Raw genomic sequence first — 20,224 nt, forward strand, 5'->3', positions numbered from 1 at the left:
GCGGCAGCGCGTCGATGCGTGCGGCGAGCACGGCGGCGAGGTCGCGGGAGAGCAGCCGGCTGCCCAGCGAGCCGGGCGCGAGCCGCCAGCCGGAGTTGGCCGGGGCGGAGCGGTCGGCCACGGCCGTGAGCGCGCCCCGCTCCATCAGCAGGGTGACCAGCTCGGCGAGGTAGAACGGGTTGCCCTGGGCGGTGGCGAGCAGCCGGTCGGCGTCGGGCTGCGGCAGCTTCCCGCCGCCGAGGTAGCTGGTGAGCAGCCGGGCCGCGTCGGCGCCGCGCAGCGGGGGCAGCGCGTGCACCTCGGCGTCGGCCATCCGGGTCAGCGCACCGGCGGTGCGGACCAGCTCGGGGCGGCCGAGCAGCAGCACCAGCACCGGGCCGGCGATCCGGGACAGGGTCACCCCGAGCGCGCGGATGGTCTCGGCGGTGGCGTCGTGCAGGTCGTCGACGAGCACCACCAGCGGCGCCTCGGCGGCCAGGGCGCTGAGCAGGTCGGCCACCGCGTTGGGCACGGCGTCGGCGTCGGTGTGCTGCTGCGCGCCGCCGCCCCACTCGCCCTGGTCGGTCCCGGCGGGCAGGTCGGCGTACCCGAGCAGGGCCAGCAGTTGGTCGGCGGAAACCGGCGGGGCGTCCTCTCCCAGCCGGCCGAGGCGCTGGTTGAGCCGGCGCAGCCGCTCCTCGACGGCCGGCCGGGTCAGCGCGGTGGCCGTGTCGTTGGGCAGGCCGACGGCGGCCCGGACCAGGTCGGCCAGGGGCGCGAGCCGGCGGCGTTCGCCGAACGCGGCGCAGCGCACGGAGAGGACCCGGGCGCCGGTGTGCGCGGCGTACCGGCCCGCGCCGACGTCGTAGCCGGCGGCGAGGCGTTCCACCTCGGCGGCGAACCGGGACTTGCCGATGCCCGCCTCGGCGGTCATCAGCAGCACCCGGGGCTCACTCCGGTCGATGACCTCGGCGAGCCGGCCGGCGACCCGGCCGATCTCGGTCTCCCGGCCGACGAACGGGGCCTCGTCGCCGAGGCCGGAGCGGGTGCCCGGGGCGTCGAGGAGACCGAGCAGCTCGTACGCCTCGACCGGCTCCCGCTTGCCCTTGAGCCGCAGCGGGCGCAGCGCCCGCCAGGACGCCACGTGCCGGGTGGCCGCGGAGGTGCGCGCCCCGGCGTATACGGCACCGACGGCGGCGGCGTCGGCGAGCCGGGCCGCGGTGTTCACGGTGTCGCCGATGACCGTGTATTCGATGGCCGCCTGGATGCCGGCGATCACGTCGCCGGTGTTCAGGCCGACGCGCAGGCCGAGCGGTGCGCCGCCGCCCCGCTCGTCGTCGAGCACCCGGCGCACCGCCCGTTGCATGGACAGCGCGGCCCGCATGGCCCGCTCGGCGTCGTCCTCGTGGGCGACGGGCGCGCCGAAGACCGCCATGATCCCGTCGCCGGTCAGCTTGTCGACGTGCCCGCCGAACGTCTTCACCGCCCCGGCGAGGGCGGCGAGCACCCGGTCGGTGACCGCGCCGACCCGCTCCGGGTCGAGGTCCTCCGACCAGGAGGTGAAGTCGGACAGGTCGCCGAAGAGCACGGTGACCACCCGCCGTTCGGCGGCGGGCAGCGTGGCGGCGGCCGGCAGCGCGGCCCCGCAGTTGTGGCAGAACCGGGCCCCCGGCACGGCGACCGTCCCGCAGACGGGGCAGGTCACGGCTGTTCCACCGGCTCGGGGGGAACCCCCAGGTAGGCAAGCTGCGCGCGGACCGACCACTCGGCCGCCCACCACAGCGAGCGGTCTACGTCCGCGTACACCCGGGCCACCACCTCCGGCGCGGTCCGCGCGCCCTCGGCGACCGCCTGCCGGACCTGGTCGAGCCGGGCCCGGCGGTGGGCGAGGTAGAACTCGGCGGCGACCCCGCAGTCGGCCAGCGCCGGGCCGTGGCCCGGCAGCGCCGGGATCCCCCGGTACGCCGAGAGCATTTCCAGGCTGTTCAGGTACGCCCCGAGGTGCCCGTCCGGGTGGGCCACCACGGTGGTGCCCCGGCCCAGGATGGTGTCGCCGGTGAGCACCACCCGCTCGTCGCCGTGCTCGACGAGGAAGCAGACCGAGTCGGCGGTGTGCCCGGGGGCCGGCAGCACCCGGACGGTGAGGCCGGCGGTGTCGAGGACGGCGTCGGGGGCCAGCGGCGGCCCGCCGTGGCTGTGTGCCGGGTCGACGGCCCGCACCGGCGCACCGCCGAGCAGCTCGCGCAGCCGGGGCGAGCCCTCGGTGTGGTCGGGGTGCCCGTGGGTGATCAGCACCGTGGCCACCGGCGCGTGGGCCGCGATCGCGGCCAGGTGCCCGTCGTCGGCGGGCCCCGGGTCGACGATGACGGCGGGCTCGCCGGGCCCGGCCCGCAGCACCCAGGTGTTGGTTCCGTCGAGGGTCATCGGCCCCGGGTTCGGTGCCCGCAGCAGGGTCACCCATCCCGGCAGCTCGTCCGCCAGCGCGGCCACGGCCGCCGTGATGTGCCCGGTCATGCCAGCGATCGTACGACTCCCCCCGCCACTCCCCGCGATCTTGCACTTGCGGCCCGGGATATGTGCCCGTCCACGGCTTTCATCCGGGGCCCGAAGTGCAAGATCGCGAGGGAAGTGGGGGAGGTCAGGCCACCTCGACGGTCAGTTCGATCTCCACCGGGGCGTCCAGGGGGAGTTCCGAGACGCCTACGGCGGAGCGGGCGTGGCGGCCCGCCTCGCCGAAGACCGCGCCGAACAGGTCGGACGCGCCGTTGATCACGCCCGGCTGACCGGTGAAGCCGGGCGCGCTGGCCACGAACCCGGTCACCCTGACGACCTTGACCAGGTTCTCCAGGCCGACGAGCGCGTCGACGGCGGCGAGGGCGTTCAGCGCGCACCGCTGCGCCAGGTCCTTGGCCTGCTCGGCGGAGACCCCCGCGCCGACCTTCCCCGTGGCCAGCAGCTTGCCCTCGGCCATCGGAAGCTGCCCGGAGACGAAGACGTGCTGCCCGGACTGCACGGCCGGCACGTAGTTGGCCACCGGGGGCGCCACCTCGGGCAGCGTCAGCCCGAGCTCGGCGAGTTTCGCATGCGGCCCGTTGCCCACGCCGCTCACACCTTCGGACGCTTGAGGTACGCGACGAGCTGCTCCGGGTTGGGGCCGGGGACCACGGAGACGAGTTCCCAGCCGTCCTCACCCCAGTTGTCGAGGATCTGCTTGGTCGCGTGGACCAGCAGCGGGACGGTCGAGTATTCCCACTTCTGCATCGGTGCGGGACTCCCTAGGAGACGGTGACTGTTTCGACCCCAGCCTACGTACCGGCGGGACCGCCCGGCGCGGGACGCTGCTCCGGGGCGACCGGAGGCTCGCCGCAGGGGCCCTCGTGGTCGTACCGCTGCGGGCAGCGCGACCGGTCCGCCAGCAGCAGGTCGCAGAAGACCCGGTGCCGGTTGTTCTGGTCGTCGGCCGTCGAGACGGTGGTCTCCCCGGCGTCCAGCTCGGGCAGAAAGCCGAGCGAGACCGCCACCCGGCCGGCGAGCGCGGTCGCCGCCGCCAGGTCGGCCACCTGGATCGGCAGGTGGATGACGTACCCGGTCTCCTCCTCGTCGCGGGGACGCTCGGCCGGCCGGCTCAGCGTGCGCAGCATTTCCCCCGGGTCGCTGAGCCGACGGTAGGAGCGCTCGTTGAACGGCGGGCCGGTGACCGGCCCCTCCTCGCCGGCGGGGCCGGTCCCGGTTCGCCGGGCGAAACCGGTAGGCGGCGGGAACTGGGCTCGGGAGATATTGTCGGGGTCGCGCATGCACTGCCTCCGGGGCCTCGCACCTGATCAAGTCGTCACCATCCAGCCCGGACCATCCGCCGATCCGCCCCCCGCGCCGGCACGAACGTAGGGCCGTTTTCCCACCGGGACAACGGGGCACGCATGCTCGGGCACCAAAAGTCACATATGCGACACGCTACGGTCCGGTAACGGATGGTGGCGAGCCGGCTTCCGTGATCGACGCGTCTCGCCGGGCCGCCCGGGGCCCCACCCCGGGCCGGGTTCACCGCTACCCTTCCCGTCGGGCGGGCCACGGCCCGGCCGCCTCCGCACTCGCCTTCGCTCGACCAGCGCTCGCGTCCCGCCGGGACGACGACGCGCCGCACCCCCGGGGGACAGACATGACCCAACCGCCCAACGGCGGCGCCACCGGATCGCCAAGCGGTCCGCCCTCCGGCGACCACACGCCCGACCCACCCGGCGTACCGGTCTCCCCCGCGTCGCCCGGCGTCGGCTCACCGGCCGGTCCCGCGCCGCTCGGCGGCCCGGCCCAGCCCGGCCCCTTCGGGGGCCCGCCGAGCCCGGGTGCCGGCGCGCCCGGGCCGGGATACCCGCCGTACCACGCCCCGGTCGCGCCGAAGCAGAAGCGCGGCGTGCTCATCGCCTCGATCGTGGCGGTCCTGGCGCTGCTGCTCTGCGGCGGTGGCGGCGCCGCTGCGTTCTTCACCCTGCGCAGCACGGAGAACGGCGAGGGCGCGAGGGAGCCGACGGTCGCGGTGGAGAACTTCCTCACCGCCGTCTACCGGGAACGGGACGCCCGCAAGGCCTCCGGCTACGTCTGCGCCGCCGCCCGGGACGACCGGAAGATCACCGCCAAGGTCACGGAGCTGAAGCGGTACGCCGAGCAGTACTCCGACGCCCGGTTCCGCTGGACCAGCCCGAAGGTGGACAACCAGACCGGCGACCGGGCCACCGTCACCACCAGGGTGACCATGACGACCTCCGACGAAAAGGTCGCCGACCAGGATCTCCGCTTCACCGTGGTGCAGAAGACCGGCTGGTGGGTCTGCGAGATCGCCTGACCGGGCGACGCGACCGGCGGGACCGGCCGGGTGGATAGGCTCGACGGGTGCGAGCAGCGGAGCGGACGGCCGACCCGGCCGGCACGGAGTGGCCGGCGCGCCTACACGTGGTGACCGGCAAGGGTGGCACCGGCAAGACCAGCGTGGCGGCGGCGCTGGCACTGGCGTTGGCCGCCAACGGCCGGCGCACCCTGCTGGTCGAGGTCGAGGGGCGGCAGGGCATCGCCCAGCTCTTCGGCACCGATCCGCTGCCGTACGCCGAGCGGCACCTCACCGACGCCCCGGGCGGCGGGGAGGTGCGGGCCCTGGCGGTGGACGCCGAGGAGGCCCTGCTGGAGTACCTCGACATGTTCTACAAGCTCGGCGCGGCCGGCCGGGCGCTACGCAAGCTCGGCGCGATCGACTTCGCCACCACCATCGCTCCCGGTCTGCGGGACGTGCTGCTCACCGGCAAGGTCAAGGAGGCCACGACCCGCACGGCCGGCCAGCGCCGGGCGTACGACGCGGTGGTGCTGGACGCGCCGCCGACCGGGCGGATCGGCCGGTTCCTCAAGGTCACGGCGGAGACGGCCCGGCTGGCCAAGGTCGGCCCGATCAAGACCCAGAGCGAGGGGGTCGCCGCACTCCTGCGCTCCCCGATGACCGCGGTGCACGTGGTGACGCTGCTGGAGGAGATGCCGGTCCAGGAGACGGTGGACGCGATCGCCGAACTGACGCAGCTCGGCTTCCCGGTAGGCCGGGTGATCGTGAACGCGGCCCGGCCACCGCTGCCCGCCGGCCGGCCGGTGACCGCCGCTGAGCTGCGGCGCGGCCTGCTCGCCGCCGGGTTGCCGGCCGACCGGGACACCGTCGCCGGGCTCGCCGCCGAGGCCCGGGACCAGTGGATACGCCGGGAGCTGGAGGACTCGCTGCGCGGTGACCTGGCCGAGCTGGGGCTTCCCCTGACCGAGCTGCCGCTGCTGCCCGACGGGGTGGACCGGGCGGGGCTGGCGGCGTTGTCCCGGGTGCTCGTGCGGGCGGATTGACTCACACTGGCACCGGCGCGGCGCGGAGACTGTCCGCAGCCCGATACGCTCGATTGGTGCCTTCCGAACACGCGGCGCCGCAGCTGGACGTCGACCAGATCCTCGCCGACCCGGGCGTGCGGATCGTGGTGTGCTGCGGGGCGGGCGGGGTGGGCAAGACGACCACCGCCGCCGCGCTCGCGTTGCGCGCCGCCGAGCAACACGGCCGGCGCACGGTGGTGCTCACCATCGACCCGGCCCGCCGGCTGGCCCAGTCGCTGGGCCTGACCGAGCTGGACAACACGCCCCGCCAGGTCAAGGGCATCGACGTCGAGGCCAGCGGCGGCGAGTTGCACGCCATGATGCTGGACATGAAGCGCACGTTCGACGACGTGGTGCTCCAGCACACCGACCCGGCGAAGGCGGCGGAGATCTTCGCCAACCCGTTCTACCAGGCCATGAGCTCGACCTTCGCCGGCACCCAGGAATACATGGCGATGGAGAAGCTCGGCCAGCTCCACGCCCGGGGCGAGTGGGACCTGATCGTGGTGGACACCCCGCCGTCCCGCTCGGCGCTGGACTTCCTGGACGCGCCGGCCCGGCTCTCCCGGTTCCTCGACGGGCGGATGCTGCGGATGCTGCTGGCCCCGGCGCGCAGCGGGGGCCGGAGCATGTTCAGCCTCGTCACCGCGAGCTTCGGGATGTTCTCGAAGGTCGTGCAGAAGGTGCTCGGCGCGCAGCTGCTCACCGACCTGTCCGGCTTCGTGGCGGCGCTGGACTCGATGTTCGGCGGGTTCCGCCAGCGGGCCGAGCAGACGTACCGGATCCTCCAGGCGCGGGAGACGGCGTTCCTGCTGGTCGCGGCCCCGGAGCCCGACGCGGTCCGGGAGGCGGCGTACTTCGCCGGGCGGCTGCGCTCCGAGCGGATGCCGCTGGCGGGGCTGGTGCTCAACCGGGTGCACCGACCGACGGTGCCGGCGCTGGACGCCGAGGCGTGCCTGGTTGCGGCGGAGCGGCTGGCCGAGGCCGGCGGGCACGACAGCACGGTCGACGTGTTGCGGGCGCACGCCGCGCTGGCCCAGCAGGCGCTGCGCGAGCAGCGGGTGGCGGCCCGGTTCACCGAGGCGTTCCCGCAGGTGCCGGCGGTGTCGGTGACGGCGCAGCCCGCCGACGTGCACGACGTCGACGGGCTGCGGACGATCGGCGCGGCGATCAGCCGGTTGTGATTTGACCGGCCGTCAGCCGGCCGGGACGAGGACCTTGTCCTTGCCGGACCGGTCCTTCGCGTTCTTCTTCATGGCCGCCTCGAACATCTTGCGCCAGCTTGCGACCTGGGGGTGCCGGCGCAGCAGGGCCCGGCGCTCCCGCTCGGTCATGCCGCCCCACACCCCGAACTCGATCCGGTTGTCGAGCGCGTCGGCCAGGCACTCGTACCGAACTGGGCAGCTCCGGCAGATCCGCTTCGCCACATTCTGTTCAGCGCCCTGTACGAACAGCGCGTCCGGGTCCCCGTTCTGACACGCCGCCAGTGACGGCCAGTCAGTGATCATGCCCATGTGTATACGTCCCCCCTTGCAGTACCTACCGACCTCGCGCGACCAGCCGTCGAATCCCCCCGGTCGTCCGCCCGCCCTCCCCAGGACGGCACGGACGACGTGTGGCTGGGTCGCCGCCACCATCATGCTCTGTAGTCGGCTGATTACGCAACGTTGTCGGCAAAATCCATCATTACGGACACTCCCGGCTTCCCGGGCCTTCGGCCCCCGTCTACCCAGCCGCAGTACGTGAAAACGCTGCGCCGCTCCTCCGATCGGTGGAGACTCGGCGCGGACCCGCGCAACCCAGCACCAGGGCTCGTGCGTTTAGCACAACGAGGTCGGCGCGCGCAGGAAATGGGAGAAAGACGCCCCAGCGCCCCTCGTTCCCTACTCGCGTACCCTGTCGAGGTGACCTGGATGCGGAAACGTGACCACAATGTGCTGACCAACGCCGCATCGCTGCTCGTCTGTGGCCTGTTGGCCGGCGTGGTGGTCGCGGCGGCGGCCTTTCCCGCAGTGGCGATGTCCGGGCTGGCCGCCAAGGCCGGCGCTGAGACCTTCGGGGCGCTGCCCAAGGAGCTGACGGTGGGCCAGGCGCCCCAGATCAGCTACCTGCTCGCCTCCGACGGCAAGACACCGCTGGCGACCATGTACGACGAGAACCGGCGCGACGTCAAGCTCGCGGACATCTCGCCGTACATGCAGAAGGCGATCATCGCGGCCGAGGACCACGACTTCTACAAGCACAACGGTGTCGACCTCAACGGTGTCGCCCGGGCGTTCGTCAACAACCAGTCCGGCGCGAACTCCCAGCAGGGCGCGTCGACCCTGACGATGCAGTACGTCCGGCTGGCCATCGCGTACTCGGCCACCCATCCGGCCGACGTGGTAGCCGCGACCGAGGACACCAGCAGGCGCAAGATGCGCGAGATGCGGCTGGCCCTCCAGGTCGACAAGGAGTTCTCCAAGGACGACATCCTCACCCGCTACCTGAACCTCGCCTCCTTCGGCAACGGCGCATACGGGATCTACGCCGCCAGCCAGGTCTACTTCGGCAAGCCGCCGAACAAGCTCAAGATCGAGGAAGCGGCCATGCTCGCCGGCATGGTGAAGGCCCCGACCACGAACGACCCGACCACCAAGACCGGGTACCCGCTGGCCCTGGACCGGCGCAACTACGTCATCGACAACATGATCAAGATCGGTGCCATCACCAAGGAGGAGGGCGAGGCGGCCAAGGCCACCAAGATGGTGGTCAAGGACAAGACCACCCCGAACGGCTGCGTCGCCACCAACAAGAAGGAGTGGGGCTTCTTCTGCGACTACTTCTACCGCTGGTGGATGCAGCAGGAGACCTTCGGCTCGACCTCGTACGACCGGGAGCGGCGGCTCAAGAGCGGCGGCTACACCATCGTCACCAGCCTCGACGCGCAGGCGCAGAACGCCGCCGACAAGGCTGTCCGGAAGAACCTGGGCGTCAACAGCAAGGCGGCCCGGATGGTCGCGGTCGTCGAGCCCGGCACCGGCCGGGTCCGCGCGCTCTCGGTGAACCGGAACTTCAAGATCGACGACCCGAGGAAACCACAGAACAAGCTCAGCACCGACCCGCGCAAGCGCAGCAAGGGCATCCGGGGCAACTACCCCAACACGGTGAACCCACTGCTCACCGGCGGCGGCGACATCAAGGGATACCAGGCCGGCTCGACCTTCAAGATCTTCACGATCGTGGCCGCCCTGGAGAAGGGCATCCCGCTCCGCTACACGATCAACTCGCCGAAGCAGTTCAAGTCGGAATACATCATCGACAGCAGCAGCCCCGCCGCCTGCCCGGGCACCCACTTCTACTGCCCGACCAACTCGGTGGAGTCGATGGCCGGCGTGCACAACATGTGGAGCGCGTTCGGCCGCTCGGTGAACACCTTCTTCGTCCCGCTCCAGCAGCAGGTCGGCTCGGAGAACGTGGTCAAGGCGGCGCAGAAGCTGGGCATCCAGTTCCGCTCGACCGAGGACGCGAACTTCGCCAACAACAAGGAGGCGGCGCACCAGTGGGGTGCGTTCACCCTCGGCGTGTCGGCCACCACCCCGCTGGACCTGGCCAACGCGTACGCCACCCTCGCCGCCGACGGCAAGTACTGCGAGCCGATCCCGGTGCAGGAGATCAAGGGCCCGGACGGTAAGAAACTGGACATCGCCAACCCGCGCTGCGAGCAGCGGATCAGCACCGACGTCGCCCGCGCGGCCGTGGACGCGGCCCGCTGCCCGGTCGGCGACCGGTCGGCCACCACCCGCTGCACCGGCGCCACCGCCGGCAATGTTCGGCGGATCGTCGGCAAGCCGGTGGCCGGCAAGTCCGGCACCACCGACTCGGAGAAGACCTCCTCGCTGGTCGCGATGACCAAGCAGTACTCGGTCGCCGGCATCATGGCCGACCCGGACTGGCCGCAGACCAACCAGCAGATGGGCCACGACACCCCGACGGGCATCAACCCTCCGGTGTACGAAACGCTGCGCGACGCCATGAAGGGCAAGAAGGGCATCGAGTTCACCCCGCCCAGCGGCAAGATCATGGAGGGTGACCAGCGCTCGATCCCCGACGTGAAGTGCATGGACGTCGAGACCGCGAAGGACCGGCTCCGGGGCGCGGGCTTCGACCCGGTGGTCTCCTCGGCCCGGATCCCGTCGAGCTGCGCGGCCGGCAAGGTCGCCAGCACCAGCCCGAACGGGCGCACCATCAAGGGCGGCGTGGTGGTCATCGAGGTCAGCAGCGGCAGCGGCACCCCGGCCGGCCCGCCGGGCAACGGCGCCGGGCCCGGCCCGGGCAACCTACCCGGTCCCGGCCGACCACCGGGCCGCAACGGCTGACGGCCGCACCCGGCTCGGCGTGACGACGCGACGGGCGGGCACCCCGACAGAGGGTGCCCGCCCGTTTCGCGTGGTGCGGCGTGTCGGTGGGCGTACCCCCTCGGGGTCGCCCGGAGGGCTCAGAGGCCGAGCTGGCGGCGCACCTCGGCGGCCACCCGGCCTCCCTCGGCCCGGCCGGCCACCGCAGCCTGGGCCGCCTTCATCGCCGGGCCCATCTGCGCCTTGCCGGTGAAGCCGCCAGCGGCGAGCGCCTCCGCGACCAGCTCGGCAAGCTCGTCGTCGGAGAGCTGCTTCGGCAGGTACCGCTCCAGCACGTCGCCCTCGGCGGTCTCCTTTGCGGACTGCTCGGCGCGTCCCGCGTCCGCGAAGGCGGTTGCGGCCTCGCGCCGCTTCTTCGCCTCCTTGGTCAACACCGCGAGCACCTCGTCGTCGGTGAGCTCGCGCTTGGCCTTGCCGGCGACCTCGGCCGTGCCGACGGCCGCCAGGGCCATCCGCAGGGTGGAGGTGGTCAGCTCGTCGCGCGCCTTCAGGGCAGCGCGCATGTCGGCGGTGAGGCGGTCCTTCAGCGTGCTCATGGACGGTGAAACTACCCTGAACGGCATGCGAAAGCGCACACTATTCCGACTCGGCGCGGGCACCATCGCGGCCGGAGCGGTCACCCTGGCATACGCGTCACTCGTCGAGCGCAACATGTTCACCCTGCGCCGGTTCGACGTGCCGGTGCTGCCGGCCGACACCGAGCCGCTGCGCGTGCTGCACCTGTCGGACCTGCACATGATGCCGGAGCAGCGACGCAAGCAGGACTGGGTGGCGTCGCTCGCGGCGCTCGACCCGGACCTGGTCGTGGTCACCGGCGACAACATGGCCCACCCGGGCGCGGTGCCCGGCGTGCTGCGCGCCCTCCAGCCGCTGCTGAACTTCCCCGGGGCCTTCGTGTTCGGCTCCAACGACTACACCGGGCCGGTGCTGAAGAACCCGTTCAGCTACTTCCTGCCCGACCGGGAGTACACCGAGGGCGCCGAGCTGCCGTACGACGAGCTGCGCGACGTCTTCACCGGCGCGGGCTGGGCAAACCTGAACAACGCCCGGACGACGCTCAAGGCGGGCGGACGGCTGGTCGAGCTGGTCGGTGTCGACGACCCGCACATCGCGCGCGACGACTACCCGGCCGTCGCCGGCCCCGTCTCCACCTCGGCGGAGCTGTCGATCGCGCTGTCCCACTCCCCCGAGCCGGCCGTGCTCGACGAGATGGCCGCCGACGGCTTCGGCCTGCTGCTGGCCGGCCACACCCACGGCGGGCAGGTCTGCGTGCCGGGCTACGGCGCGCTGGTGACCAACTGCGGGCTACCCCGATCGATGGCGAAGGGCCTGCACCGCTGGCCGGGCTCGGACTCCTGGCTGCACGTCTCGGCCGGCCTTGGCACCCACCCGACCGCGCCGGTCCGGTTCGCCTGCCGGCCCGAGGCGAGCATCCTCACCCTGATCCCGCGCTGACGCTCGCCCCCCGGGCTTCGGGCTTCGGGCTTGGGGCCAGCCGGGGGCCGGGGGCCGGGGGCCGCCAATTGTGATGTACGCCGCCTATGGAGCTGCCCCGTTCGTGCTACCGCCGCCCTGGCTCCTGGTACCGGTCGGGCCGCCCAAGGGCGGCTCGGACGGGCCGAGTGGGCGGCCTGGCTGGTCACGGCCCTGCGGGTCGGAGTTGCCCCCGGGCCGGCGCAGGGGCTGCCGGCGGGGCCCTGCGCGGGTCGCGGGAGGGGTGGGGTACCGAGTTTGACCATCGGACCGGGTGGGCTACTATTTGTCGGCACGCCTCGGGGTGTGGCGCAGCTTGGTAGCGCGCTTCGTTCGGGACGAAGAGGTCGTCGGTTCGAATCCGGCCACCCCGACCAGGTGAGAGGGCACATCCAGTCGATGGATGTGCCCTCTGGTCTTTCCTGGGCGACTAACTGAGTGACTACCGGTCCGGAGCCATCGCGAAGATGCGGTCCATGACCGCCGCGCCCTGGAGCAGCACCGGCCGGAGCTGATGTCGGTAGACCAGCTCCGTGACGGTGGTTCCAGAGCGCCCGCACAGGTCAACGGTGTCTTCAGACCCATCCCACTGTCGGGAAGCAGCGATACGAAGCTGGGCCGTAGTTCGCACGGCGTCCAGGCAGCCGGATCGAGGCCAGCCAGGGTGACAACTCGGCGGAAGGCCCGGCGGACGTTGGCCGCGTCGAGGGCAGTGCCGACAGTTGAGGCGAAGACCAGCTCAAGCGGATGCCAGTCCTTGCCGGCACTTGGCCGATGACCGTGATGCTCCAGCCCATCCCAAGCGCTGGCAAGAGGTGTTCACCTCTGGCACGTGACCAGGCATCGGCAGTCCCGCTTCGACGTCCGGGAAACGGCCCGTCAACTGCGTGTGGGTTCACGGAGGACCGGACTGGCCCGTACCCATGGCAAGCACCGTGAGCTGGCCCGATGGTAGTTTGCGCCGCGTGAAACTCTTCGCAGGTCTGGGGCATGTGGCGAGGTACGCGGCTGGGGCCGGACTGAGCTGGCTGGTCTTTCCTGTCGAAGCGGCGTTGATCTACGTTGTGCTGCTGGTTGCCTCGGGGCTGTTCGGCCTCGACCCGGGCGGTCCTCTGGCAGGCCCCACGGCGGTCCTGCTGGCTACTGTGCTGGGCACCGCTGTCACAGCTCTGGTAACCCTTCCGGCCGTTCTCTTCGGCGATCTGGTTGCCCGTAGGACTCGTTCGGCCGCAGCGCCGGTCACTGCCGTCATCGGCGGGATGGTGCTGCTGGCTGCATACGTGTGGGGTTGGGGGATCGCGGTCCAGTCGCCCCCCTCACAGACGGCCATCGTCTGGGGACTGGTAGTCGCCCTGTCGGTGCTCCCTTTACTGGCCTTCCTCGTCGTGACCCACTCGGCTGGAGCAGTAGTCGCCCTGATTACCGCTGCCGTAGCCCGCAGAGACGGCAAACCGAGGCTTCGCCGGTGAGATCGGCTCTGCCACTTCAACCGGTTGCCCGGTTCGAATCCGGCCACTCCGACCAGAGGTAAGAGCAGAATCAAGGCCCCTCCACGGAGGGGCTTGATGGTTCAGTACGCGTACGTCACCGATATAGTGACGTTGGGGCAGGAGTTCGCCCAGCTCGTCAGGGCGTTCTTCTCGGCCGTGTCGACGGTGAGCCGCCAGCGGGTCTTGGTGGCCACCCACTCGTTCACGTAACGGCAGCGGGCGGAGCTGTACGACGGCATCCAGGTGGCGGGGTCCTGGTCGCCCTTGGACTGGTTGACGTTGTCGGTCACCGCCACCAGCGGGCGGGAGTCACCCAGGTCGTTCGCGTACGCCTGGCGGCGGCTGGTGGACCAGTTGCGGGCGCCAGAGTCCCACGCCTCGGCGAGCGGCACCATGTGGTCGATGTCGACGTCGCCGGTGGCCGTCCAGTAGGCGTTGTCGTAGTAGGAGTACCAGCGCCCGCCGGAGAGCGTGCACGTGCCGCTGATTGTCGGCGCGGCGACCGCCTCGGCGAGCAGCACCTCGTTGCGGGTGTCGCAGCCGTCGCCGTCGGCGTCGATCCAGTGCGGGAAGAGGTCCCGGCTGTAGCCGGTGCGGATCTCGGTGGCCACCGGCAGGGCCGCGACCGCGGTCTGTAGGGGCGCGGAGTAGCTGACGGCCCAGGCGGGGTGGGCCAGGCCAACGGTGGCGGCGAGGGTGGCGGTGAGGGTCGTCGCGGCCACGCGCAGCGTACGGTTCATGGTGCTCCGTCCGGGTAGGCGGAAAGCATCGTCTCTCATACATATAGACAGAGGCGACATTCCCGCAACCAGAACCCGCAGGTGAACGCTTCGCGAACCCTCTCAGTCGTTGAGCTCGGTGCGCCGGATCTCGGCGAACGCGGCGGTCAGCAGGCCGTCGAGCGGCCGGTCCGTCCCGCTCACCGGCTGGCCTTTCGCGCTCATCGGCTGGCCCGTCGCGGCCAGCAGGTCGGCGAGGAGCAGCGGCGCGTGTCGGGCCAGCGTGGCCGGGTCGGGCGGGGTGGCGTCGTCGCTCGGGTCGTACACGCCGAGCGCGCCGGCGAGCAGCACCAGCACCAGGTGCGGGTCGACGTCCAGCTGCCAGCTCGCCGCGCCCCGCACGCACGACTCCAGCACCTGCCGGACGTCGTCGCCGTCCAGCCCGTCCGGGTGGGTCTCCTCCAGCAGCAGGCGGACCACCGCGCCGAGGACCAGACCGGACCGGTCCGTGGCGGCGAGCCGGTCGGCCGCCTCGTCGTACGCCTCCGGGTCCCGCGCGCGGGCGGCGGCCACGGCGTCGGTGGCCGCCCGGGCGATCTCGCGGGCCGGCGCGGGCAGGTGTCGCCAGGTCGTCGTCATCGCTCCCAGGATGGCAGACCCGCACGGCACCCGAGAGCTCCGGGCTTTGGCGGCCGGCTCCCCCCTCATGAGAGCCGGCCGCCTCGCCTCGCCGGCCGGACGGGCCGGGCCGTCCGGTCAGCAGTTGGTGTAGTTGCCGCCGCTCCCCCACGAGCAGGAGTAGACCTTCGAGATCTGGATCGCCGGGGTGGCGGCCTGCGCGGGCGCGGCCGGGGTGAGCGAACTACCGACGGCGACGGCGAGAGCCATGGCGATGCCGGTCAACCTCTTCTTCGACACGATCCCCCACATGCTGACGGCCGACCCTCAAGGAGTGCCGGCGCGGAACGTGAGCAGAGGCTATCGGCACGGCCCGACCATTGTGGACGGTTGCGCGCCCGGTTCGGCAAGTACACCCGCAGGGCCCGCCGATCACGGCCGAACGGTGACGCAGCGCAACGCGAACGGCCGCGCCGGCCGGCGCGAACGGCGGCAGGGCGCGACGCGAACGGCGCTGCCCGGCGACGCGAACGGCGGCGGCGGCCGACACACCGGCGGGCTCCGGTCACCTGGCGAGCGTGGCCGCCACCAACGACTCGGCAGTCCCGGCATCCGGGGTACGTCCGCAGTCGCCCGGTGGCCGGCCCCCGGCCGAGGTACCAGCCGAGCCGATCGGCGTGCGTGTGCGAGCCTTACACGACGTACCAGAGCGGCTCGCTCACAGCCGGCATCACGGCGGCTCGTGCCCTCCGGCCGGGTCAGAACGTGCCGGTGAGGGCCGCCGCGTGGCTCACCTGCACGGTGTGTGTGACGCAGCCGCCGTCGGCGACGAGGTGCAGCAGGAAGGCGGTGGGTTCGAGGGCGTACCCGATCTGGTCGCCGTCGTCGAGGGTGAGTGACGACTGCCGCCAGGTGCTCGGCGCGGTAGTCAGCACCGTGCCGGCGAAACCGACCGTGATCGGGCGGTGCACGTGCCCGGCAACGACCCGGACGACGTGCGGGTGCGCGGCCACCACCGTGGCCAGGCCGTCGCCGTCGAGCAGGCGCATGCCGTCGAGGTAGGGCAGGCCCACCGGGACGGGCGGGTGGTGCAGGCAGACGACGGCGGGCAGCTCGGGCCGGCGGGCCAGCGTCTCGTCGAGCCAGGCGAGTTGCTCGGGGCCGAGCCGGCCGGCCGGCTCGCCGGAGACGACCGAGTCCAGCACGACGATGGTCGCGTCCGACAGCTCGACGGCGTAGTGGGCCTGGTAGCCGCCGCCGAGGTGTGGCGTGCCGCCGAAGACGTCGAGCAGGGACTCGCGGTCGTCGTGGTTGCCGGCGACCAGGTGCACCGGCACCGGGAAGCGGGCGATCAGCTCGCGTAGCGCGACGTACTCCTCGGGCCTGCCGTGCTCGGCGAGGTCGCCGGTGATCACCACGTGGTCGGGTCGGGGACGCAGGCCGAGCACCCGGCCGAGCGCCCGGTGCAGCGCGGCGGCGGGCTCGGCGGCCAGCGGACCGGTGGTCAGGTGGGTGTCGCTGAGCTGGGCGATGAGCATCGCGTCCTCCAAGTCGACCGGTGCCTCCAGGCTATCGGCGGCGAGGTCACCCCACAGCCTCGTCCACAGCCTGTGGATAGCACATGTGTACGAACAAGATGATCTTGATCGATGCCCTGCTGAGCTGCGGTGAGTACGCTTGACCGGACGGCTTCCCCCCTCACCTGTAGGAACCACGTGCGCGTTGATCACCACCGGGTCGTCCGGGACGTCACGGTCCGCCTGCCGATGGCGTCGACCGCCGTCGAGGCGTGCCAGTGGACCGTCGCCGCGCTGGCCCGGTACGCGCCGGCCACCATCTCCGTGCTGCTGCAGGTGCACGACCGGCTCCGCTGCGTCGCGGCCACCGGCGCCTGGCAGGTCTTCTCCACCGTCCCGCCGAAGGCTGGCATCGTCGGCCGGGTGTACGCCTCCGGCGAGAGCGCCATCGTCGGAGACGTCGCCGCCGACCCCGACTACCTCCCGGTACGCCCCGACGTGACCGCCGAGGTCTGCGTGCCGGTCCTCGACCCGGCGGGCCGCCCGATCGGGGTGCTCGACCTCCAGTGGTCCGGCCCGGTCGAGTTGGGCCCTTGGCTGGAGACCGCCAACCGCGTCGCCACCCGGCTCGGTGCCCGGATCACCGCCCTGGGCGGCCCACCCGCCGAGAGCCGCAGCGAGAAGCTGCTGCGGCACGCCGCCGCGCTGACCGCCGCCCCCACCGAGTGGGACCTGATGACCGCGGCCATCTGCGCGGCCCGGGAGGTGTCCACCCTCTCCGCGGCCGTGCTGCTGCTGACCGACGGGCCGAGCCCCCGGCTGGGCGCGCCGCCCCGGCGCGCCGGGGCGAGCTGGAGTTCCGCATCCGGGCCGAGCTGGCCGAGGCGGGCGCGCCGGCCCTGCACCGGATGGTCGCCCGCGCCCACCGGCACGGCTCCGGCTACACCCTCGGCGAGCAGGGGCACCCGCCGACCGAGGAGTACCGGCCGCTCGCCGACGCCGGGGTGCGCACCCTGGTCGCGGTGCCCGTCGGGCCGCCGGACGGCGGCGGGGTGCTGCTGGTGGCCGACGAGCGGTTGCTGCGGCCCGACCCGACCACGGTCAACCTGATGGAGTTGCTCGCCGGGCAGGCGTGGACCTGCCTGGACCGGCTGCGTACCCTGGCCCGGCTGCGCGAGCAGGCCAGCTCCGACCCGCTGACCGGGCTGGGGCACACCGGGCCGTTCGGGCAGCGGATCGCGCGGGCCACGCCCGGGCGTACGGCGCTGCTGGCCATCGACGTGGACGGCTTCAAGGCCGTCAACGACACGTACGGCCACCAGGCCGGGGACCGGCTGCTGGTGGGGCTGGCCCGGGCGCTGGAGGCGGCGCTGCGCCAGGGCGACGAGTTGTACCGGATCGGCGGCGACGAGTTCGTCGCCGTGATCGAGGTGAACCGCCCCGAGGAGGCGATCCGCATCGGCGAGCGGCTGGCCGAGGCGGCCCGGGTCACGGGCCGCACCATCAGCGTCGGCGTCGCCCTGCCCCGGCCGGGCGAGTCGCCCGAGCAGACCCTGCGCCGCGCCGACCAGGCCCTGTACGTGGTCAAGCGCCAGGGCCGCGACGGCGTCCGCCTCGCCGCCGCCTGAGCGACCGCGCCCAGCCGGAGGGTCAGCGGGCGGTGAGCTCCTTGGCGAGCAGCTCGGCGATCTGGGCCGTGTTCAGGGCCGCGCCCTTGCGGAGGTTGTCGCCTGTGACGAACAGGTCGAGGGCGCGCGGGTCGTCGACGGCGCGGCGGATCCGGCCGACCCAGGACGGGTCGGTGCCCACGGCGTCGATCGGCATCGGGAACTCCCCGGAGGCCGGGTCGTCGACCAGGATCACGCCGGGGGCGTTGCGCAACGCCTCGCGGGCGCCCTCGGCGTCCACCTCGGTGGCGAAGACGGCGTGTACGGCCACCGAGTGGCCGGTCACCACCGGCACCCGCACGCAGGTCGCGGAGACCTTCAGGTCGGGCAGGCCGAGGATCTTGCGCGACTCGTTGCGTATCTTCAGCTCCTCGGACGACCACCCGCCGTCGGCGAGCGAGCCGGCCCAGGGCACCACGTTGAGCGCCAGCGGGGCCGGGAACGGCCCCAGCTCGTCGCCGACCGCCTGCCGCACGTCGCCTGGGCGGGAGCCGAGCATCCGGTCCCCGGCGATCTTGCCGAGCTGGAGGTGCAGCGCGTCCACGCCCGCCTGCCCCGCCCCGGAGACCGCCTGGTACGACGCCAGGACCAGCTCGCGCAGCCCGTACTCGCGGTGCAGCGGGGCGATCGCCACGATCATCGCGAGGGTGGTGCAGTTGGCGTTGGCGATGATCCCCTTCGGCCGGTTGCGCACCTGGTCGGGGTTGATCTCGGGGACGACCAGCGGGACGTCGCGGTCCATCCGGAACGCCCCGGAGTTGTCCACCGCCACCGCGCCCCGGGACACCGCGATCGGGGCCCACTCGGCGGAGACCTCGTCGGGCACGTCGAACATGGCCACGTCGACGCCGTCGAACGCCTCCGGGGTGAGCGCCCCGACGGTCAACTCCTCGCCCCGGCAGCGCACCCGCCGCCCGACCGACCGCTCGGAGGCGAGCAGCCGGATCTCGCCCCAGACGTTGCGCCGCGACGACAGCAGCTCGCACATCACGGTGCCTACGGCACCGGTCGCCCCGACCACGGCAAGGGTGGGCAGCGACGGCACGGCGTTACCGCCCGGTCCCCGCGTACACGACGGCCTCGGAGTCGCCGCCCAGCTCGAAGGCGTCGTGGATGGCCCGGACGGCCTTGTCGAGGTCGGTGTCCCGGCAGACCACGGAAACCCGGATCTCCGAGGTGGAGATCATCTCGATGTTGACGCCGGCAGAGCCGAGGGCGGCGAAGAAGCCGGCCGCGACGCCCGGGTGCGACCGCATCCCCGCGCCGATGAGCGAGACCTTGCCGACGTGGTCGTCGTAGAGCAGGCCCTTGAACTTGACCTGCTCCTGGATCTTGCTGAGCGCGGCCATCGCGGTCGGGCCGTCGGTCTTCGGCAGGGTGAACGAGATGTCCGTGCGGCCGGTGCCCTCGGTGGAGACGTTCTGCACGATCATGTCGATGTTGATCTCCGCGCCGGCCACGGTGTCGAAGATGCGCGCGGCGGCGCCCGGCTCGTCCGGCACCCCGACGATCGTGATCTTCGCCTCGCTGCGGTCGTGGGCGACCCCGGTGATCAGTGCCTGTTCCACAGGAAGGTCCTCCATCGATCCGGTGACCATCGTGCCGGTGTTGGTCGAGTATGACGAACGGACGTGGATCGGCAACCCCGCGCGCCGGGCGTACTCGACGCTGCGCAGGTGCAGCACCTTCGCGCCGCAGGCGGCCAGCTCCAGCATCTCCTCGTAGGTGATGTGCCGGATGTGCCGGGCGTTGGGCACGATCCGGGGGTCGGCGGTGAACACGCCGTCGACGTCGGTGTAGATCTCGCAGACGTCGGCGTGCAGCGCGGCGGCGAGCGCCACGGCCGTGGTGTCCGAGCCGCCCCGCCCCAGCGTGGTGACGTCCTTGGTGTCCTGCGAGACGCCCTGGAAGCCGGCGACGATGACTACCGCGCCCTCGTCGAGCGCGCCCTTGAGCCGCCCCGGGGTGACGTCGATGATCCGCGCCTTGCCGTGCACGGAGGTGGTGATCACACCGGCCTGCGAGCCGGTGAACGAGCGCGCCTCGTACCCCAGGTTGTGGATGGCCATGGCCAACAGCGCCATGGAGATCCGCTCGCCAGCGGTGAGCAGCATGTCCAGCTCGCGGCCCGGCGGTAGCGGGCTCACCTGGTTGGCCAGGTCCAGCAGCTCGTCGGTGGTGTCACCCATCGCGGAGACCACCACGACCACGTCGTCGCCGGCCTTGCGGGCGGCGACGATGCGCTCGGCCACCCGCTTGATCCGCTCGGCGTTGGCGACGGAGGATCCGCCGTACTTCTGCACCACGAGTGCCACGACGGTGCACTCCCTCCCCGCGTCCCTTGACCCTGCCGCACCGCCGGCGAACCAGCCGGCGGTGCTCGTCAGACCCCATCAGGGTATCCGGCGGCCCAGACGGCCGGGTCAGGTGATCCCACCATCCGGCCCCCGCGCACCGGCCCGGCCGCGCCCCGACCAGCCC

At 72.5% G+C, this 20,224-nt stretch carries 19 protein-coding genes, 1 tRNA gene and 2 pseudogenes; 8 read left to right on the forward strand and 14 right to left on the reverse strand.

Going from position 1 to position 20,224, the window contains the following annotated elements:
* From MCAG_RS12880 to MCAG_RS12895, 5 genes are all read right to left on the reverse strand, one after another.
* Positions 1-1,684: adenylate/guanylate cyclase domain-containing protein (locus MCAG_RS12880; RefSeq protein WP_036373291.1), on the reverse strand; the 1,684-nt coding region annotated here is incomplete at its 3' end.
* On the reverse strand, positions 1,681-2,493 hold the full coding sequence (locus tag MCAG_RS12885; protein WP_007073412.1) for an MBL fold metallo-hydrolase: 813 nt from the start codon (positions 2,491-2,493) through the stop codon (positions 1,681-1,683). The genes MCAG_RS12885 and MCAG_RS12880, both read right to left, overlap by 4 nt.
* A 124-nt stretch (positions 2,494-2,617) precedes the next feature.
* Positions 2,618-3,079, reverse strand: coding sequence for a RidA family protein (locus MCAG_RS12890; protein WP_007073413.1), 462 nt, complete (start codon positions 3,077-3,079; stop codon positions 2,618-2,620).
* A 5-nt stretch (positions 3,080-3,084) separates the two neighbouring features.
* Entirely contained in the window at positions 3,085-3,240 is a 156-nt protein-coding gene (locus MCAG_RS31800; RefSeq protein WP_007073414.1) for a DUF4177 domain-containing protein, read from the reverse strand.
* Positions 3,241-3,284: 44 nt separating this feature from the next.
* On the reverse strand, positions 3,285-3,773 hold the full coding sequence (locus MCAG_RS12895; RefSeq protein WP_007073415.1) for a hypothetical protein: 489 nt from the start codon (positions 3,771-3,773) through the stop codon (positions 3,285-3,287).
* A gap of 362 nt (positions 3,774-4,135) precedes the next feature.
* Between MCAG_RS12895 and MCAG_RS12900 the strand changes: the two genes are divergently transcribed.
* Genes MCAG_RS12900 through MCAG_RS12910 form a run of 3 tightly spaced genes read left to right on the forward strand, consistent with a single transcriptional unit; the run spans position 4,136 to position 7,046 of the window.
* The gene (locus MCAG_RS12900; RefSeq protein ID WP_007073416.1) at positions 4,136-4,816 is read left to right on the forward strand and encodes a hypothetical protein; all 681 of its coding nucleotides are present in this window, start codon (positions 4,136-4,138) and stop codon (positions 4,814-4,816) included.
* 47 nt (positions 4,817-4,863) lie between these two features.
* Positions 4,864-5,841, forward strand: coding sequence for an ArsA-related P-loop ATPase (locus MCAG_RS12905; RefSeq protein WP_007073417.1), 978 nt, complete (start codon positions 4,864-4,866; stop codon positions 5,839-5,841).
* A 53-nt stretch (positions 5,842-5,894) separates the two neighbouring features.
* The gene (locus tag MCAG_RS12910) at positions 5,895-7,046 is read left to right on the forward strand and encodes an ArsA-related P-loop ATPase (RefSeq protein WP_198141548.1); all 1,152 of its coding nucleotides are present in this window, start codon (positions 5,895-5,897) and stop codon (positions 7,044-7,046) included.
* Positions 7,047-7,058: 12 nt separating this feature from the next.
* On the opposite strand, the gene MCAG_RS12915 is transcribed toward MCAG_RS12910, so the two are convergent.
* On the reverse strand, positions 7,059-7,376 hold the full coding sequence (locus tag MCAG_RS12915) for a WhiB family transcriptional regulator (RefSeq protein ID WP_007073419.1): 318 nt from the start codon (positions 7,374-7,376) through the stop codon (positions 7,059-7,061).
* Between the two features lie 399 nt (positions 7,377-7,775).
* Between MCAG_RS12915 and MCAG_RS12920 the strand changes: the two genes are divergently transcribed.
* The gene (locus tag MCAG_RS12920) at positions 7,776-10,220 is read left to right on the forward strand and encodes a transglycosylase domain-containing protein (protein WP_007073420.1); all 2,445 of its coding nucleotides are present in this window, start codon (positions 7,776-7,778) and stop codon (positions 10,218-10,220) included.
* A 119-nt stretch (positions 10,221-10,339) separates the two neighbouring features.
* Here the strand turns inward: MCAG_RS12920 and MCAG_RS12925 are convergent, their stop codons facing one another.
* The gene (locus tag MCAG_RS12925) at positions 10,340-10,795 is read right to left on the reverse strand and encodes a GatB/YqeY domain-containing protein (protein ID WP_007073422.1); all 456 of its coding nucleotides are present in this window, start codon (positions 10,793-10,795) and stop codon (positions 10,340-10,342) included.
* A 25-nt stretch (positions 10,796-10,820) separates the two neighbouring features.
* Here MCAG_RS12925 and MCAG_RS12930 point away from each other — a divergent pair, with 25 nt between their 5' ends.
* Both MCAG_RS12930 and MCAG_RS12935 read left to right on the forward strand, forming a co-directional pair.
* Positions 10,821-11,714 (forward strand): metallophosphoesterase, encoded by an 894-nt coding sequence (locus MCAG_RS12930; RefSeq protein WP_036373294.1) that lies wholly within the window; start codon positions 10,821-10,823, stop codon positions 11,712-11,714.
* 318 nt (positions 11,715-12,032) lie between these two features.
* Positions 12,033-12,109: transfer RNA gene (locus MCAG_RS12935), tRNA-Pro, on the forward strand.
* Positions 12,110-12,174: 65 nt separating this feature from the next.
* Here the strand turns inward: MCAG_RS12935 and MCAG_RS34695 are convergent.
* Positions 12,175-12,470, reverse strand: a pseudogene (locus MCAG_RS34695) (site-specific integrase); the annotation flags it as partial.
* 227 nt (positions 12,471-12,697) lie between these two features.
* Here MCAG_RS34695 and MCAG_RS29665 point away from each other — a divergent pair.
* Positions 12,698-13,201, forward strand: a complete 504-nt coding sequence (locus tag MCAG_RS29665; protein WP_157548018.1) for a hypothetical protein — start codon at positions 12,698-12,700, stop codon at positions 13,199-13,201.
* A 101-nt stretch (positions 13,202-13,302) separates the two neighbouring features.
* Here MCAG_RS29665 and MCAG_RS12945 read toward each other — a convergent pair whose 3' ends face one another.
* The 4 genes from MCAG_RS12945 to MCAG_RS12955 form a co-directional block, all read right to left on the reverse strand.
* Positions 13,303-13,962 carry an HNH endonuclease family protein gene (locus MCAG_RS12945; RefSeq protein WP_007073424.1) on the reverse strand — a complete coding sequence of 220 codons (660 nt, stop codon included), beginning with the start codon at positions 13,960-13,962 and terminating at the stop codon, positions 13,303-13,305.
* Between the two features lie 102 nt (positions 13,963-14,064).
* Positions 14,065-14,580 (reverse strand): hypothetical protein, encoded by a 516-nt coding sequence (locus MCAG_RS12950; protein ID WP_036373296.1) that lies wholly within the window; start codon positions 14,578-14,580, stop codon positions 14,065-14,067.
* 117 nt (positions 14,581-14,697) lie between these two features.
* Positions 14,698-14,859, reverse strand: a complete 162-nt coding sequence (locus MCAG_RS32475; RefSeq protein WP_157548020.1) for a hypothetical protein — start codon at positions 14,857-14,859, stop codon at positions 14,698-14,700.
* Between the two features lie 458 nt (positions 14,860-15,317).
* Positions 15,318-16,097 (reverse strand): phosphodiesterase, encoded by a 780-nt coding sequence (locus MCAG_RS12955; protein ID WP_007073426.1) that lies wholly within the window; start codon positions 16,095-16,097, stop codon positions 15,318-15,320.
* A 228-nt stretch (positions 16,098-16,325) separates the two neighbouring features.
* Here MCAG_RS12955 and MCAG_RS12960 point away from each other — a divergent pair.
* Positions 16,326-17,704: pseudogene (locus tag MCAG_RS12960) on the forward strand (diguanylate cyclase).
* 22 nt (positions 17,705-17,726) lie between these two features.
* On the opposite strand, the gene MCAG_RS12965 reads toward MCAG_RS12960, so the two are convergent.
* Positions 17,727-18,788 carry an aspartate-semialdehyde dehydrogenase gene (locus MCAG_RS12965; RefSeq protein WP_007073428.1) on the reverse strand — a complete coding sequence of 354 codons (1,062 nt, stop codon included), beginning with the start codon at positions 18,786-18,788 and terminating at the stop codon, positions 17,727-17,729.
* A gap of 4 nt (positions 18,789-18,792) precedes the next feature.
* On the reverse strand, positions 18,793-20,058 hold the full coding sequence (locus MCAG_RS12970) for an aspartate kinase (RefSeq protein WP_007073429.1): 1,266 nt from the start codon (positions 20,056-20,058) through the stop codon (positions 18,793-18,795).
* Between the last annotated feature and the right edge of the window lie 166 nt (positions 20,059-20,224).

This window comes from Micromonospora sp. ATCC 39149 (genome assembly GCF_000158815.1).
In the GTDB taxonomy this organism is placed as follows: Bacteria; Actinomycetota; Actinomycetes; order Mycobacteriales; family Micromonosporaceae; genus Micromonospora.

Bases quoted from the DNA above. Each gene is read 5' to 3' on its own strand.
- MCAG_RS12930 (WP_036373294.1), top strand. From the start codon at position 10,821: ATGCGAAAGCGCACACTATTCCGACTCGGCGCGGGCACCATCGCGGCC.
- MCAG_RS12955 (WP_007073426.1), bottom strand. From the start codon at position 16,097: ATGCTCATCGCCCAGCTCAGCGACACCCACCTGACCACCGGTCCGCTG.
- MCAG_RS12915 (WP_007073419.1), bottom strand. From the start codon at position 7,376: ATGGGCATGATCACTGACTGGCCGTCACTGGCGGCGTGTCAGAACGGG.
- MCAG_RS12920 (WP_007073420.1), top strand. From the start codon at position 7,776: ATGCGGAAACGTGACCACAATGTGCTGACCAACGCCGCATCGCTGCTC.
- MCAG_RS12950 (WP_036373296.1), bottom strand. From the start codon at position 14,580: ATGACGACGACCTGGCGACACCTGCCCGCGCCGGCCCGCGAGATCGCC.
- MCAG_RS12885 (WP_007073412.1), bottom strand. From the start codon at position 2,493: ATGACCGGGCACATCACGGCGGCCGTGGCCGCGCTGGCGGACGAGCTG.
- MCAG_RS12945 (WP_007073424.1), bottom strand. From the start codon at position 13,962: ATGAACCGTACGCTGCGCGTGGCCGCGACGACCCTCACCGCCACCCTC.
- MCAG_RS12895 (WP_007073415.1), bottom strand. From the start codon at position 3,773: ATGCGCGACCCCGACAATATCTCCCGAGCCCAGTTCCCGCCGCCTACC.
- MCAG_RS31800 (WP_007073414.1), bottom strand. From the start codon at position 3,240: ATGCAGAAGTGGGAATACTCGACCGTCCCGCTGCTGGTCCACGCGACC.
- MCAG_RS12925 (WP_007073422.1), bottom strand. From the start codon at position 10,795: ATGAGCACGCTGAAGGACCGCCTCACCGCCGACATGCGCGCTGCCCTG.
- MCAG_RS12900 (WP_007073416.1), top strand. From the start codon at position 4,136: ATGACCCAACCGCCCAACGGCGGCGCCACCGGATCGCCAAGCGGTCCG.